The organism is Micromonospora carbonacea, assembly GCF_014205165.1.
Classification (GTDB): domain Bacteria; phylum Actinomycetota; class Actinomycetes; order Mycobacteriales; family Micromonosporaceae; genus Micromonospora; species Micromonospora carbonacea.
In genome coordinates this window covers 5,925,181-5,939,257 of record NZ_JACHMZ010000001.1, presented here as the reverse complement: position 1 = coordinate 5,939,257, position 14,077 = coordinate 5,925,181, and the positions used below count along the sequence as shown (strand labels likewise).

General features: G+C 74.2%; 12 protein-coding genes. 6 read left to right on the top strand and 6 right to left on the bottom strand.

Features of this window, described 5'->3' with window-relative positions; genetic code table 11:
- Positions 1 to 29: 29 nt before the first annotated feature.
- Both HDA31_RS24640 and glpX read right to left on the bottom strand, forming a co-directional pair.
- Positions 30 to 1,001, bottom strand: coding sequence for a DMT family transporter (locus HDA31_RS24640; protein ID WP_074476690.1), 972 nt, complete (start codon positions 999 to 1,001; stop codon positions 30 to 32).
- Complete coding sequence (glpX, locus tag HDA31_RS24635; RefSeq protein WP_178063384.1) at positions 998 to 2,029, bottom strand: class II fructose-bisphosphatase; 1,032 nt, start codon at positions 2,027 to 2,029, stop codon at positions 998 to 1,000. The genes HDA31_RS24640 and glpX overlap by 4 nt, the downstream gene beginning before the upstream one ends.
- Positions 2,030 to 2,245: 216 nt before the next feature.
- Here glpX and HDA31_RS24630 point away from each other — a divergent pair, with 216 nt between their 5' ends.
- The 3 genes from HDA31_RS24630 to HDA31_RS24620 all read left to right on the top strand — a co-directional run bounded on the left by HDA31_RS24630 (position 2,246) and on the right by HDA31_RS24620 (position 5,082).
- The gene (locus tag HDA31_RS24630) at positions 2,246 to 2,893 is read left to right on the top strand and encodes a DUF4245 domain-containing protein (RefSeq protein WP_178063385.1); all 648 of its coding nucleotides are present in this window, start codon (positions 2,246 to 2,248) and stop codon (positions 2,891 to 2,893) included.
- 363 nt (positions 2,894 to 3,256) lie between these two features.
- Positions 3,257 to 4,075, top strand: coding sequence for a hypothetical protein (locus HDA31_RS24625; protein ID WP_246384394.1), 819 nt, complete (start codon positions 3,257 to 3,259; stop codon positions 4,073 to 4,075).
- A 164-nt stretch (positions 4,076 to 4,239) separates the two neighbouring features.
- Positions 4,240 to 5,082, top strand: coding sequence for a hypothetical protein (locus HDA31_RS24620; RefSeq protein WP_178063386.1), 843 nt, complete (start codon positions 4,240 to 4,242; stop codon positions 5,080 to 5,082).
- Positions 5,083 to 5,191: 109 nt separating this feature from the next.
- Here HDA31_RS24620 and HDA31_RS24615 read toward each other — a convergent pair whose 3' ends face one another.
- Together HDA31_RS24615 and xseA are read right to left on the bottom strand one after the other, a co-directional pair.
- Positions 5,192 to 5,416, bottom strand: coding sequence for an exodeoxyribonuclease VII small subunit (locus HDA31_RS24615; RefSeq protein ID WP_178063387.1), 225 nt, complete (start codon positions 5,414 to 5,416; stop codon positions 5,192 to 5,194).
- Between the two features lie 42 nt (positions 5,417 to 5,458).
- On the bottom strand, positions 5,459 to 6,679 hold the full coding sequence (gene xseA / locus HDA31_RS24610) for an exodeoxyribonuclease VII large subunit (RefSeq protein WP_074476685.1): 1,221 nt from the start codon (positions 6,677 to 6,679) through the stop codon (positions 5,459 to 5,461).
- 93 nt (positions 6,680 to 6,772) lie between these two features.
- Here xseA and HDA31_RS24605 point away from each other — a divergent pair, with 93 nt between their 5' ends.
- Positions 6,773 to 7,762, top strand: coding sequence for a 4-hydroxy-3-methylbut-2-enyl diphosphate reductase (locus HDA31_RS24605; RefSeq protein WP_178063388.1), 990 nt, complete (start codon positions 6,773 to 6,775; stop codon positions 7,760 to 7,762).
- 96 nt (positions 7,763 to 7,858) lie between these two features.
- Complete coding sequence (locus tag HDA31_RS24600) at positions 7,859 to 8,296, top strand: hypothetical protein (protein ID WP_178063389.1); 438 nt, start codon at positions 7,859 to 7,861, stop codon at positions 8,294 to 8,296.
- A 143-nt stretch (positions 8,297 to 8,439) separates the two neighbouring features.
- Here HDA31_RS24600 and HDA31_RS24595 read toward each other — a convergent pair whose 3' ends face one another.
- Both HDA31_RS24595 and HDA31_RS24590 read right to left on the bottom strand, forming a co-directional pair.
- Positions 8,440 to 11,742, bottom strand: coding sequence for a S8 family serine peptidase (locus HDA31_RS24595; protein WP_178063390.1), 3,303 nt, complete (start codon positions 11,740 to 11,742; stop codon positions 8,440 to 8,442).
- A 153-nt stretch (positions 11,743 to 11,895) separates the two neighbouring features.
- Positions 11,896 to 13,104, bottom strand: a complete 1,209-nt coding sequence (locus HDA31_RS24590) for a DNA recombination protein RmuC (protein WP_246384397.1) — start codon at positions 13,102 to 13,104, stop codon at positions 11,896 to 11,898.
- A gap of 54 nt (positions 13,105 to 13,158) precedes the next feature.
- Between HDA31_RS24590 and HDA31_RS24585 the strand changes: the two genes are divergently transcribed.
- Positions 13,159 to 13,974 (top strand): hypothetical protein, encoded by an 816-nt coding sequence (locus HDA31_RS24585; protein ID WP_178063391.1) that lies wholly within the window; start codon positions 13,159 to 13,161, stop codon positions 13,972 to 13,974.
- Positions 13,975 to 14,077 lie beyond the last annotated feature (103 nt).

The following is a 14,077-nucleotide window of genomic DNA, read 5'->3' as shown; positions in this document are numbered from 1 at the left end:
TACCGTAGGCGTTAACAGGGGGCCCTTCCTTACCCCCGGGCCGGAGGGCCGAGGGCGGCCAGCAGCGCGGCGAACAGGGTGAGCGCGGCCCCCAGCAGCGTGTGCACCCCCGGGTGCGACGCCGTGGTCGGCAGCGCCACGTCCAGCAGGGCGGCCCCGACTACCTGCCCGGCGATGGTGGCCAGGCCGAGCAGCAGCACCCCGGTGAACCGCACGACGGCGGCGGCCACCGCGATGAAGACGATGCCGACCGGGCCGCCCAGGTAGAGCCACGGCTCGGCCGGGAGGCCGCCGCCCGGCAGGCCCCGGACGGCCACCTCCACCACGAACGCGGCGAGCAGCACCGCGGTGCCGACGGCGAAGTTGACGAGCGTCGCGGCCAGGGCGCTGCCGGTGGTTGCCCGGACCCGGCCGTTCATCGCCTGCTGCCAGGCGACGCCCACCCCGGCCAGCAGTGGCAGCAGCGCCAGGCCCAGCGTGCCCGGGTCGCCGAGCCGGCCGCCGACGGCCAGCACCACGGCCAGCACGGTCAGCGCCGCGCCCACCAGGCGGTTCGGGGTGACCGGCTGCCGGCCGGCGGGGCCGAGCCCGGCCCGGTCGACCAGCAGGCTGCTGCCGGACTGCCCGGCGACCGCCGCCACGGTGAACACCGCCACGCCGAGCGCGCCGACGGTCAGCCCCTGGGCGGCCACGAAGAGCGCCCCGCACGCGCCGCCGAGGCACTGCCACGGCCGCAGCGCACCGTCGGCCAGGCCCGCCCGCAGCGCGACCAGGCCCCGCCGCCCGGCGGGGGTGGCCGGCACCAGCACCAGCAGCACCAGCAGGCCCACGCCGAACGAGAGCACGGCGGCGGCGATCCCGTCGGCCAGGCGTACGCCCAGCTCGCCGTTGATCCGCGACTGCACGGCGACGGCGACCCCGGAAGCGGTGGCCAACCCGACGCCCGTGATCCGGCGGGCGGTCGGCAGGGTCGGCGGGGACGCGGTCCCGGTGGCCGTCACTCCTGCTCGGCGAGCGGGCGGCCGTCGAAGTCGACGGCCGAGTACAGCGCCAGCTTCTCCAGCCGGTGGTACGAGTCGATCACCCGGATCGTGCCGCTCTTCGAGCGCATGACGATCGACTGGGTGTACGCCCCGCCGGCCCGGTAGCTCACGCCCCGCAGCAGGTCGCCGGAGGTGACCCCGGTCGCCACGAAGAAGCAGTTGTCGCCGGTGACCAGGTCGTCGGTGAACAGCACGCGGTCCAGGTCGTGCCCGGCGGCGAGGGCCTTCTCCCGCTCCTGCGCGTCGCGCGGCCAGAGCTTGGCCTGCATGACGCCGCCCATGCACTTGAGGGCGCAGGCGGCGGTGATCCCCTCCGGGGTGCCGCCGATGCCCATGAGCACGTCGACGTCCGACTCGCCCCGGGCGGCGGCGATCGCGCCCGCGATGTCGCCGTCGGAGATGAACCGGATGCCCGCCCCCGTGCGGCGGATCTGGGTGACCAGGTCGTCGTGGCGGGACCGGTCCAGCACGCAGACGGTGACCTCGGACACGTCGGTGCCCTTGACCTTGGCGATCCGGCGCAGGTTCTCGGCCACCCCGGCGTTGATGTCGACCACGTCGGCGTAGGCCTGGCCGACGGCCAGCTTCTCCATGTAGAAGACGGCGCTCGGGTCGAACATCGCCCCCCGCTCGGCCACCGCGAGGACGGCGAGCGCGTTGGGCATGCCCTTGCTCATCAGGGTGGTGCCGTCGATCGGGTCGACCGCGACGTCGACCTCGGGGCCCGTGCCGTCGCCGACCTCCTCGCCGTTGAAGAGCATCGGCGCGTTGTCCTTCTCGCCCTCGCCGATCACCACGACGCCCCGCATCGGGATCGAGTTGATCAGCTTGCGCATGGCGTCGACGGCTGCCCCGTCGCCGCCCTCCTTGTCACCCCGCCCGACCCACCGGCCGGCGGCCATCGCCGCCGCCTCGGTGACCCGGACCAGGTCGAGGGCGAGGTTGCGGTCGAGATCCTGGGGGGTACGCGTCCTCGTGCTCGTCATGACGGCCTCCTCCTCGCGACGTTGCGGGGTGGACCGGCGGCCTGCGGCCGTCGCCGCCGCCGGCTCTGCCGCTGATCCTCACACGCTGATCAACCTATCGCCGGGCCGGGGCGCTGGTGGCCACCTTCCCGGCAACCGGGCGTGGGACGTATCACCCCGGTCACTCCCGCGGTGGCGGTTCGCGGCGGGGCGACCCGGGGCTGGAACAATGGCCGGGTGGATCCCGCCCAGCCCGCCGAGCCCAGCCCCGCCGAGCCGACGCCGTCGACGCCGAGCCAGCCGACGCAGAGCGAGCCGACACCGGGCCCGGCGACGCAGAGCCAGCCGACACCGGGCCCGCCCGGTCGGGAGAAGGCCCGGTCGGAGCGGTCGCCGAAGGACATGGCGATCTCCCTGCTGGTCCTGCTCGTCCCGATCGCCCTGCTGCTCGCCTTCTACCGGGGCTTCCTCGGCGGCGACCAGCCGAGCACCGTCGACCCGGCCCCCGCCGTGGAGCAGGCCCGGGCGGCCAACGCGTTCCCGGTGAGCCAGCCGGCCGGGCTCGACGACGACTGGCGGACGGTCAGCGCGAGCTACCGCACGGTGGAGGGCGGGTCGAACCTGCGGATCGGTTACCTGACCCCGGAGGGGCGGGGCGCCCAGCTGGTGCAGAGCAACGTGCCGCCGGAGCGGCTGCTGCCGGCGGAGCTGACGGCCGAGGGGCAACCCCAGGGCCCGACCGAGGTGGGCGGGCGCAACTGGCAGCGCTACACCGCCCGGGGCAACGAGCAGGCCCTGGTGCTGCTCGAACCGGGCCGCACGGTGATCGTCGTCGGGGACGCCCGGGAGAACGAGCTGCGGCGGCTCGCCGACGCGGTGCGCTAGCCAGGCCACGGCACCGCGCCACACCCGCCACACCGCGCCACCTAGCGCCGCGCCGTGTCGCGCCCGTCCGCGGTGCGCGGGCCCTCTTGGCCTGCCGTGCTGTGCTGCCGTGCCGTTCGGTCCCCGGCAGCGGCACTCCGGGCTCGACCTGGTCCGCGCCACCGACGAGCGCGCGTCACGCAGAGTGGTCCAGCTCGACCGCTCGCCCTGGACGACGAGGCGGCTGTCACGGAAAGTGATTCGATCGGGGCGGCGGGCCGGGGTCGGCGGGGGACGGCGAGCGTCCGACCTTTCCGTTAGGCTGCCCCGGCTCGACCCCGGCCGCGCGATACGGCCGGGCAGCCTTTCCGGAAAGAGAACGACGTGATCATTCGACGGTGGAGCGCCGGCGTCCTCGCCGCCGCCCTTTTCGTCCCCGGCCTGACCGCCTGCAACAACTCGCCGGCCGCCGAGCCGGCCGCCGGTGGGGCCGCCGCCCCGGCCGCGCCCGCCGACCCCAAGGAGGCGCTGCTCGCCTCCACCAGGGAGCTGAGCAAGGGCAACTTCACCTTCGCCATCAGCGGCGGCGAGTTCGACGGCAGCGGCACGGTGCACATGCCGTCGAAGAGCGCCGAGATGAAGATGACCGGGGGCGACGCCGCCACCGAGGACTTCTCGATGGACATGCACCTCGTCTTCATCGACACCGAGAGCTGGGTGAAGCTGGACCTGACGGGCCCGATGGTCGACGCGATCCCCGGCGCGAAGGAGCGCAAGGGCAAGTACCAGCACCTCGACCGCTCGAAGATCAAGGACGCCAAGGACCTCCAGTTCGACTTCTCCGACGTCGACCCGGCCGGCAGCGAGGCGCTGACCAAGGCGGTCACCGACGTCAGGAAGACGGGCGAGGGCACGTACGAGGGCACCCTCGACGCGACCAAGGTCACCGACTCGGACGTGCTCGACGCCGACATCGTCAAGGGCCTGGCGGACAAGGCCGGCGCCGTGCCGTTCACCGCGAAGCTCGACGCGCAGGGCCGGCTCGTCGAGTTCCTCGTCAAGGTGCCGGCCGCCGGCTCCGCCAAGGCACAGGACCTGAAGGTCACGTACGCCGACTACGGTGCCGCCACCGCCGTGCCGCAGCCGCCGGCGAACCTGGTGGTCGAGGCCTCCGACGACGTCTACGAGATGTTCAAGGGCTGATCCGGCGTGGTGGGGGCGGCGTCCGCCGTCCCCACCGACGGACGGCGGGTCGGCCGGACCGGGCGGGGATTGCGGAACCCGGCGACAGGGAACAGAAGGGAACGGAAGCAGACGTTCCCTTCCGGCGCCCACGCGGACCGGACGACCCACTTGGAGAGGTGCACGTGACCATTCGACGCTTCAGCGCGGCGGTCTTCGCCGCGACGCTGCTCACTCCTGGTCTGGCGGCCTGCGACAGCACCGGGACCGGCGAGTCGGGGGCCTCCGCGTCCCCCACGGTCTCCGGCAGCGCGGCCCCCGGCAGCGCCTCGCCCGGCACGGCCGACGCCAAGCAGGCCCTGCTGAACTCCACGAACGAGATCCGCAACGGCAACTTCCGGTTCACCATGACCGGCGTCGGCACCACCGCCGAGGGGCAGGTGCACCAGCCCAGCCAGAGCGCCCAGATCAAGCTGAGCATCGGCGACGCCTCCTCGGACGTCTCGATGAAGCTCGACCTGGTGCACCTCAAGCCGGACAGCTGGGTCAAGCTCGACCTCGGCGGCCAGGCGGCCAAGCTGCCCGGCGTGCAGGGCCTCAACCTCGGCAAGTACCAGCACCTCGACCAGAGCCGGATCAAGGGCAACCGCAACCTGGGCTTCGACTTCGAGAAGGTCGACCCGGCCGGCAGCGAGGTGCTGACCCAGGGCGTCACCGAGGTGCGGCAGACCGGCGAGGGCGCGTACGCGGGCACCATCGACGTGTCGAAGGCCGCCGAGGCCGGCTCGCTGAACGCCGAGCTGATCAAGGCGCTCGGGCAGCAGGCCCAGTCGGTGCCGTTCACCGCCAAGCTGGACCCGCAGGGCCGGCTCAGCGAGCTGGTCGTGCAGATCCCGGCGGCGGGGCAGAACAAGGCCCAGGACATCCGGATCACGTACGCCGACTACGGCGCGGCCACGGCCGCCCAGCGCCCGCCGGCCGACCAGGTCGTCGAGGCCCCGAGCGAGCTGTACAACCTGTTCAACTGACGCCGGCGCACGCCTGTCGGGGCGGCGGTGCGCCGCCCCGCGGCGGTGCCCCCTGGCCGCCGGCCGTGCCCCGCGGCCGCCGGGCCTCCTCGACGGCCGCGCGCCGGTCTCAGGCGTCCGGCTGCCGCCGGGCCGCGTCGATGCGGGCCCGCGCGCCGTCGAGCCAGCGCTGGCAGACCTCGGCCAGCTTCTCGCCGCGCTCCCACAGCGCCAGCGACTCCTCCAGCGAGGTGCCGCCCGTCTCCAGCCGCTCCACCACCGTGGCCAGCTCGGCGCGGGCCTGCTCGTAGCTGAGCCGCTCGTCCGGCCCGGCGTTCTTCTCGTCGTCAGTCATCCGTCCCATCCCAGCACATCCCGCCCCGCGGTCGCGCGCGGCTCAGCCGTCGACCGTGGCGGCCAGCTCGCCCTCGGCGAGACGGACGCGCAGCGCGTCGCCCGAGCCCACCTCGCCGGCCGCCCGCACCACGTGGCCGTCGGCGCGCTGGACGATCGCGTAGCCCCGCTCCAGGGTCGCGGCGGGGGACAGGGCGCGCAGCCGGGCCAGGGTGTGCCGCAGCTCGTCCTGGGCCGCGCCGAGCCGGTGGTGCAGGGTGCGCCCCGCCCGCTGGCGCAGCGCGGTCACGTCGGCGGCCCGCTGCTCCACCATCACCTGCGGCCGGGCCAGCACCGGGCGGGACCGCAGCCCGTCGAGGCGGTGCGCCTCCCGGTCGACCAGGTTGCGGACCGCGCGCTCCACCCGCTGCCGGGCCTGCCGGATCAGGCGCAGCTCCTCGGCCAGGTCGGGCACGATCCGCTTCGCGGCGTCCGTCGGGGTGGAGGCCCGCACGTCGGCGACGTAGTCGACCAGCGGCGCGTCCGTCTCGTGGCCGATGGCGCTGACCACGGGGGTGCGGCAGGCGAAGACCGCCCGGCACAGCGCCTCGTCGGAGAACGGCAGCAGGTCCTCGATGCCGCCGCCGCCCCGGGCGATGACGATCACGTCGACGGCCGGGTCGGCGTCGAGGACCTTCAGCGCGTCGACGATCTGCGGCACCGCGCCCGGCCCCTGCACGGCCACGTTGACCGTGCGGAACTCGACCGCCGGCCAGCGCCGTTGGGCATTGGTCAGCACGTCCCGCTCGGCGGCCGAGGCGCGGCCGGTGATCAGCCCGATCCGGCCCGGCAGGAACGGCAGCCGGCGCTTGCGGGCCCGGTCGAACAGCCCCTCGGCGGCCAGCAGCTTCTTGAGCTTCTCCAGCCGGGCCAGCAGCTCGCCGAGGCCCACCTGGCGGATCTCGTCGGCGCGCAGGCTCAGCGTGCCCCGGGCGGCGTAGAACTCGGGCTTGGCGTGCAGCACCACCCGCGCGCCCTCGCGCAGCTCGGGGGCCCCGGCGTCGAGGACGTCCCGGTTGGTGGTGACCGTGAGGCTCAGGTCGGCCGACGGGTCGCGCAGGGTGAGGAAGACCGTGCTGGCCCCGGGCCGCCGGCTGATCTGCGCCACCTGCCCGTCGACCCACACCCAGCCGAGCCGGGCGATCCACGCGCCGACCTTCTGGCTGACGACCCGCACCGGCCACGGCTCGTCGGAGCTGCTGCGCCCGCTCTCATCCGCACTCACGCCCCCACCCTACGGACGACCCCCGACGGCGGGGCGATCCGCGTACCCCATGATCATCCGGGGTGGGGCGGACCCGGCACGTACGATGGGCGGGTGACTCAGGCTGAGACGACTCCCCGGACCGGCAAGCGCGTGCTCCTGGCCAAGCCCCGCGGCTACTGCGCGGGCGTCGACCGGGCGGTGCAGACCGTCGAGGAGGCGCTCAAGCTCTACGGCGCCCCGATCTACGTGCGCAAGCAGATCGTGCACAACAAGCACGTGGTGCAGACCTTGGAGGCCAAGGGCGCGATCTTCGTGGAGGAGAACGAGGAGGTGCCCGAGGGGGCCACCGTGATCTTCTCCGCCCACGGCGTCGCCCCGGAGGTCTACGAGCAGGCGCGGGCGCGCTCGCTGAAGGCCATCGACGCCACCTGCCCGCTGGTGACGAAGGTGCACCAGGAGGCCAAGCGGTTCGCCGCGGAGGACTACGACATCCTGCTGATCGGTCACGAGGGGCACGAGGAGGTCATCGGCACCGCCGGTGAGGCCCCCGCGCACATCCAGCTCGTCGACGGCCCGGACGACGCCGACAAGGTCACCGTGCGGGACCCGAGCAAGGTGGTGTGGCTCTCCCAGACCACGCTGTCGGTCGACGAGACGCTGGAGACCGTGGCCCGGCTCAAGTCCCGGCTGCCGCTGCTCCAGTCGCCGCCCAGCGACGACATCTGCTACGCCACCTCCAACCGGCAGCACGTGGTCAAGGAGATCGCCCCCGACTGCGACGTGGTGCTCGTCGTCGGCTCGCGCAACTCCTCGAACTCGGTCCGGCTGGTCGAGGTCGCCCTGGACGCCGGGGCCCGCGCCGGCCACCTCGTCGACTTCGCCCACGAGATCGACGACGCCTGGCTGGAGGGGGCCCGCACGGTGGGCCTGACCTCCGGGGCCAGCGTCCCCGACGAGCTGGTCCAGGAGGTCCTGGCGCACCTCGCCGCGCGGGGCTTCACCGACGTCGACGAGGTGGTCACCGCCAACGAGCGGCTGACCTTCTCGCTGCCGCAGGAGCTCAAGCGCGACATGAAGGCCGCCGCCGCGGCCCGCGCCTGACCGCCCGTGCCGGTCCGGTCCGCCCCGGCCCCGCTCCGGTCCGTGCCGCGCCGTGCGGCCGGGGAACGGATCAGCGGCGGGCAGCGTCTGATCGGCATGAAGACTCCTCGGACCATCGTCGCCGCGCTGGTCACCTGCGCGGCCCTGAGCGCCTGCGGCGGCCAGGGCACCGGTGACGGCAGCCCCGCCCCCAGCCCCTCCGGAGGAGCCGCGGTGACCGACACGCCCAGCGCCGACCCGGCCGACCCGGTCGCCCCGTCCGGCTCGACGCCCCCGGGCCGCCCGAGCCTCCCGCCGAAGCCGGGCGGCCCCAGCGTCCCGCCGGGCGTCGGTGCCACCACGCTCACCGGCACCGTCGAGGCGGGTGTGGAGCCCGGCTGCCGCCTGCTGGACGGCTACCAGCTCGTCGGCGGCCCCGCGGACGTGCTGGCCGCCGGTGCCAAGGTCGAGGTCACCGGCCGGGCCCAGCCCGACCTGCTCACCACCTGCCAGCAGGGCATCCCCTTCGTCGTGGAGTCCGCCCGCCGGGGCTGACCCGCGAGCCGCGCGGGCTGCCCGGCGGCGGCCGGCGCGCGGTGGCCCGGGCGGTGTGGCGGCGGCCGACGACAGGAGCCCGCCCCCGCCGGGGGCGGGGACGGGCTCCTGTGGTGAGGCGGAGGGTGGTCAGGCGGCGCGGCTCAGTTGACCGCGCCGATCGAGACCGAGCCGCGGCCGACGACCGCGCCTTCGGTGGTGGTGACGGCCAGGTCGCCGTAGAGGGCGCGACCGGCGGCCGGGGCGGACTGTGCGGTCACCGTGCCGGTGAGGGCGGCGGTGGCCCCGTTGGTCAGGGAGAGCGGGGTGGCCGGAGCGGTCAGCGTGCCCAGCGACGCCGCCGAGAACGAGTCCCGGTAGTCGTAGGCGGTGCTGGTGCCCGGCCCGTCGACGGCGTACCCGTCGACCCGGACGCGGTAGGTGCCGGCCGGCGGGTTGGTCAGCGTCACCGCCTCCTCCGAGTCGCCGTCGGCCGAGCGGCCGACCTCGGTGTCGCCCCGGAAGACGAACAGGTCCAGGTCGGCGCCCAGGTCGGCGGTGTTGCCGATGCGGGCCGTGAAGCTGGCCGCGCCGGCCGGCACCTCGACCAGGTATTCCTGCTGCGCGCCCTGGGCGATCGTGGGCCGCTCGGCGTGCACGCTGGCCAGCGGGCCGCCCTGCCCGGTCACCGAGACCGGGCCGAAGGCGTTGGCCAGGCTCCAGCTGACCTGGGTCGGTGCGCCGGCGGTGACCGACGGGAGCTCGACCACGGCCGGCGAGACCGTGACGCCCTGCACCCGCACCTGGAGCTGGTACGGGTTGTCCAGCGCGGGCGACGTGCGCCGCGACTCCACCTCGAACTCCCAGACCCCGGCGATCGGCTTCTGGTAGTCCCGCTCCTGCGGCTTGCAGGCGGCGGCGTCGGAGAAGTTGGTGTAGCAGGCGGTGCTCGCGGTGCTCTCCACCGGCACGCCGTACGGGTTGATCGCGATGAACCGGGTCTGCGAGCCGGTGGCGATGCCGGACAGGTTGACCTGGATCGCGCCCGCGCCCGCCGGCACCGTCACGAAGTACGAGGTGGAGCTGTTCCGCTCGACCGAGCCCTCGGCCGAGAAGGAGTACGCCGGCTTCGCCACGTCGGTGCCCGCCACCACGACGGTGGAGACCTCGAAGTCGACCACCGGGGTGGCCGGGTCGTCGATCACCAGGAGCGCGCCGTGCGCCCCGGCGGTCTTCGGCTTGGCCTTCACCGGGATGGTGAGGGTCTTGTTCAGCGGCAGCCACACCTGCTTCTGCGCGCTGAAGGTGCCGTCGTTGCCGCGCAGCGTCACGGTGTGCAGCAGGCTCTTGTTGGGGCCGCTGGTGCGGGTGACCTTCACCTCGTACGTCTTGGACTTCTTCAGCGGCTGCCCGCCCTGGGCCAGGGCGCAGCGGTTGTAGACGCCGGTGCCCCGGTGCGGGTTCGGCACGAACGTCCCGGTGGCCTTGTCGTAGCGGGTCAGGTTGGCCGACAGCTCGGTGCAGACGGGCGCGTCGGAGACGTACGACCGGGTCTGCACGCCCTTGTCCAGCAGCGCCCACGCGCCCGGCACGTCGAACATGCCGTAGCCCTGGGCGTACGTCGCGACGCCCGCGATGGGCTTGGCCGAGGTGTAGACGGCCCGGCGCAGCGCGGCCGGGGTGACCCCCTTGTCGGTCGCCTTGGCGGCCGACAGCAGCAGCGCGGCGGCGCCGGCGGCCTGCGGGGCGGCCATCGAGGTGCCGTTGAGCATCTGGTAGCCCGGCGGCAGCGGGTAGCCGGCCTCGGGCACGGGGTTGCCGGCCTGCCAGGTCGGCGCAGTGGAGATCGCCGAGCCGGGGGCCGCGATGTTCGGCTTGAAGCCGCCCTCCTCACGCGGGCCGCGCGAGGAGAAGTTGAACAGGGCGTTGCCCTTGCGCACGACCGAGCCGTAGTTGGCCAGCCAGGTGTCCTTGCTGATGCTCGCCGCGACGCTGACCACGTTGTCGGCCACCGACGGGTCGCCGACGGTGTTCAGCCCGGGGCCGGAGTTGCCGGCCGAGATGAACAGCTGCACGCCGTACGTGTTGATCAGCTCGTTGTAGAGCTGGGAGCGGGCGTTCGAGCCGTCGTTGAGCGCCGGCAGGCCGCCGATCGACATGTTGACCACGTCGACCCTGCGGTTGATCACCAGGTCGGCCATGCCGGTGGTGAGCGCCGCGGCGGTGCAGCCGCCGCCCCAGGAACAGGCCCGGGCCGAGACCAGCTTCGCGCCGGGGGCCGCCCCGTCGAACGCGTTGTTGCCCAGCATGTCGTTGGCGGCGGTGATGCCGGCGACGTGCGTGCCGTGGGTCGACTCGACGATGCCGATGTTGACGTAGTCGACCAGGCCGGGGCCGCCGACCGGCGTCGTGTCGACGTCCTCGCGGTATTCGACGACGAACGGGATCTGCTCGCGGACCGGGGTGGCCGGGTCGTCCGTGCCGAAGCGTCCGACCTGGAACTTCTCCTTGTACGGGCGCAGCACCGGGTCGTCGGTGAAGTCCCGGTTGCCGTTGGCGTCGACCCGGATGTCGTGGGTCGTGGGGTCGTAGAGGATGCCGAAGGTGTCGGTGGTGTCGCCGTCGCGGTTGACGTCGCCCTCCGGGTCGCTGGCCGCCGTGATCGACTCGCGGAACGTGTTGAACCGGTAGCTGCCGGCCGGGGCCGTCCACGTCGCGCCGCCCGCGGTGAAGCTCGGGCCGGAGACCTCGGTGACCATCGCGCGCCAGGTGGCGTCCTCCAGCGGGTCCGTGGCGGTCACCCAGTCCACGATCTTGCGCTCGCCGGTGGTGGTGGTCTGGAGCGCCGGGTGGTCGAGGTCCACACCGGAGTCCATGATGCCGATGGTGACGCCGCGGCCGTCCCACGCCGGGTGCGCGGCCTTGAACGCCTCCGCGCCGGTCTCGTGGGTCGGCATGTACGGGTTCACCGCGCCGGTGTCGACGCCCGGCCCGGCCAGGGTCCCGCCCTGCGCGGCGGCCTTCGCGCCGGCCGGCGCGGCCTCCGGGGCCGGGTCGGGGAGCTGGATGGTCTCGTCGAGGTCGACCGCGGCGACGCCGGGAAGCGTGGCGGCCCTGAGCACCTTCGCGGTGGGGACCTTCGCCAGGACGTAGCCGATGGAGTCGAAGCGCCGGCTCACCGTGCCGCCGAGCTGCCGCACCGCGTCCGCGACGTCCTTCGCCTCGCCCTTGTCGGTGGCGACGATCAGGGTGACGGTCTCGGCGTGCTTCGCCTCGGCCTCGCTCAGCAGCTTGGCGTCGTGGGCGCCCAGCGTCTCCACGGCGGTGGCCTGCGGAGCCTCCGGTTCGGCGGCGGGGGCGGCGCTCGCGGTCGCGGCGCCACCGAGGCCGGTCATGGCACCGGCGGCCACGACCGACGCGAAGAGTCCGGCGGAGGTGCGCCGGCCCAGGTTTCGAGGTCTGCTCACGTTCTCTTTTCCTCCAGAGAACAGGGCCCTGAAGTCACAGGGCGCGCGTGAGCGAAATCCTTTGTGCTGGCTGTGTCCGGTGTCACTACCGGCCGGTACGTTGTGACCACTTCGTGACATGCACAGGCGCGCATTGTCACATGTGTGCTGCTATCAAGGGCGGGTCGACGGGTCCACTGGGGACGGTCCGGTGAGGCGGTCGAGCCGCTGGTCAGGCCCCTCGACCCCGCCGAGCAGCTCGGGGGCCTGCGGCTGCCGAGGTGCCACCTCCACCTGCGGCGGCGCGGCCAGCTCCCGGTCCGACACGCCCAGCTCGGCGAGCTTGCGGGCGCTGACCAGCACCCGCGCCTCCAGCGAGCCGACCGCCCGGTTGTACGCGGTCACCGCCCCGCCCAGCGACGCGCCCAGCTTGCCGACGTGGTCGCCCAGCGTGGACAGCCGCCCGTACAGCTCGCGGGCCAGCGAGTGCACCGCCACCGCGTTGCGGGCCAGCGCCTCCTGCCGCCACGAGTACGCCACCGTGCGCAGCAGCGCCACCAGGGTCGCCGGGGTGGCCAGCACCACGTTGCGGGCGAACGCGTGCTCCAGCAGCGTCGGGTCGCGCTGCAACGCCACGTCGAGGAACGGGTCGGCCGGCACGAACAGCACCACGAACTCCGGGGTCTGGTCGAACGCCGCCCAGTACGTCTTCGCCGCCAGCGCGTCGACGTGCGCCCGCAGGTGCCGCGCGTGCGCGTCGAGGTGGGTGTCCCGGCCCCGCTCGTCACGGGCCTCCATCGCCGTCAGGTACGCGTCGAAGGGCGCCTTCGCGTCCACCACCACCGAGCGGCCACTGTGCAGCCGGACCACCAGGTCGGGGCGTACCCCCTGGTGGTCCGTCGCGGCGGTGACCTGCTCGTCGAAGTCGCAGTGCTCCAGCAGGCCGGCGGCCTCGACGATCCGGCGCAACTGGTGCTCGCCCCAGCGCCCCCGCACCTGCGGCGCGCGCAGGGCCGCCACGAGCTGCTTGGTCTCGGTGCGCAGCTCGCCGGAGACCGCGCCCATCGCGCGGACCTGCTCGCGCAGCTCGGCGTACGCGTCGACCCGGGCGTGCTCCAGCTCGGCGACCCGGGACTCGTAGCGGCGCAGCGTCTCGTGCAGCGGGGCCACCGCCCGGGCCACCGCCTCCTGCGACTGCGCGGTCGCCTCGTAGCTCAGCGCGCGCATCGACTGCTCCAGCCGCCCCTCGCCCTCCCGGGTCGCGGCCAGGGTGGCCTCCAGCCGGGCGATCTCCGTCGCCGACCGGGACCGGGCCGCGAACCAGCCCAGCGCGCCACCCGCGCCGAGGCAGAGCACCACCACGGCCAGCGTCGAGAAGCTCATCACCAGAGCTTGCCAAACGCGTACGACGGGCGCGCCCCGGGTACTTTTCAAGGCATGGAATTTCTGCTCGCGGTCATCCTCGTGGCGCTGCTCGTCGGCGGTCTCGTCTGGTGGCGTCGGGAGAGCGCGGCCCGCGAGGCGCGCAGCCTGGCCGACGTGCGCGCCGACGCCCAGCGCTGGTACGAGCGCCTCGGCGGCCAGGTGATGAACCTGCACGGCGACTCCCCGGCCGTGCGGCAGGCCCTCGTCGACGCCGGTGAGCGGTACAACGCGGCGGGCAGCCAGCTGGAGCAGGCCCGCACCGTCCACCAGTACCGGCTGGCCCGGGAGACCGCCCTGGAGGGGCTGGCGTACGCGCGCGCGGCCCGCGTCGCGCTGGGCATCGACCCCGGCCCGGAGCTGCCGCCGCTGGCCTCCGCGCAGGGCACCGGCCAGCTCACCCGCGAGCGCGAGGTCAACGTGCAGGGGCAGACCTTCCGGGCCGGCCCGCAGCCCGGCCAGGGCACGCCCTACTACTACCCCGGCGGCCGCTACCAGGGCCGCCCCGTGCCGGCCGGCTGGTACTCGACCCCGTGGTGGAAGACGGCGCTCGGTGCGGGCGCGGGCGTGCTCGGCGGCATGCTGATCGCCGACGCGCTCTTCTCCCCGGCGTTCGCCGACGCCGGCTACGAGGCCGGCTACCAGGAGGGCTTCGGCGACGGCGCGGACTTCGGGGGTGACTTCGGCGGCGGCGACTACGCCACCGCGGGCGACTTCGGCGGCGGCGACTACGGCACCGCCGGCGACTTCTCGGGCGGCGGCGATTTCGGCGGTGGTGACTTCGGTGGCGGCGATTTCGGTGGCGGTGACTTCGGCGGCGGCGACTTCTGACGCCGCTCCGGCCCGCCGACGTTCCCGCCTGCCCGGCCCGCCTGCCGGCGGGCGTTAAAAAGGGCCCCCTGCTATGCGGAATGCGTTAACAGGGGGCCCTTCC

Coding starts and splice junctions, on each gene's coding strand:
- glpX (WP_178063384.1), bottom strand. CDS start 2,029: ATGACGAGCACGAGGACGCGTACCCCCCAGGATCTCGACCGCAACCTC.
- HDA31_RS24615 (WP_178063387.1), bottom strand. CDS start 5,416: ATGACTGACGACGAGAAGAACGCCGGGCCGGACGAGCGGCTCAGCTAC.
- HDA31_RS24600 (WP_178063389.1), top strand. CDS start 7,859: ATGAAGACTCCTCGGACCATCGTCGCCGCGCTGGTCACCTGCGCGGCC.
- HDA31_RS24590 (WP_246384397.1), bottom strand. CDS start 13,104: ATGAGCTTCTCGACGCTGGCCGTGGTGGTGCTCTGCCTCGGCGCGGGT.
- HDA31_RS24585 (WP_178063391.1), top strand. CDS start 13,159: ATGGAATTTCTGCTCGCGGTCATCCTCGTGGCGCTGCTCGTCGGCGGT.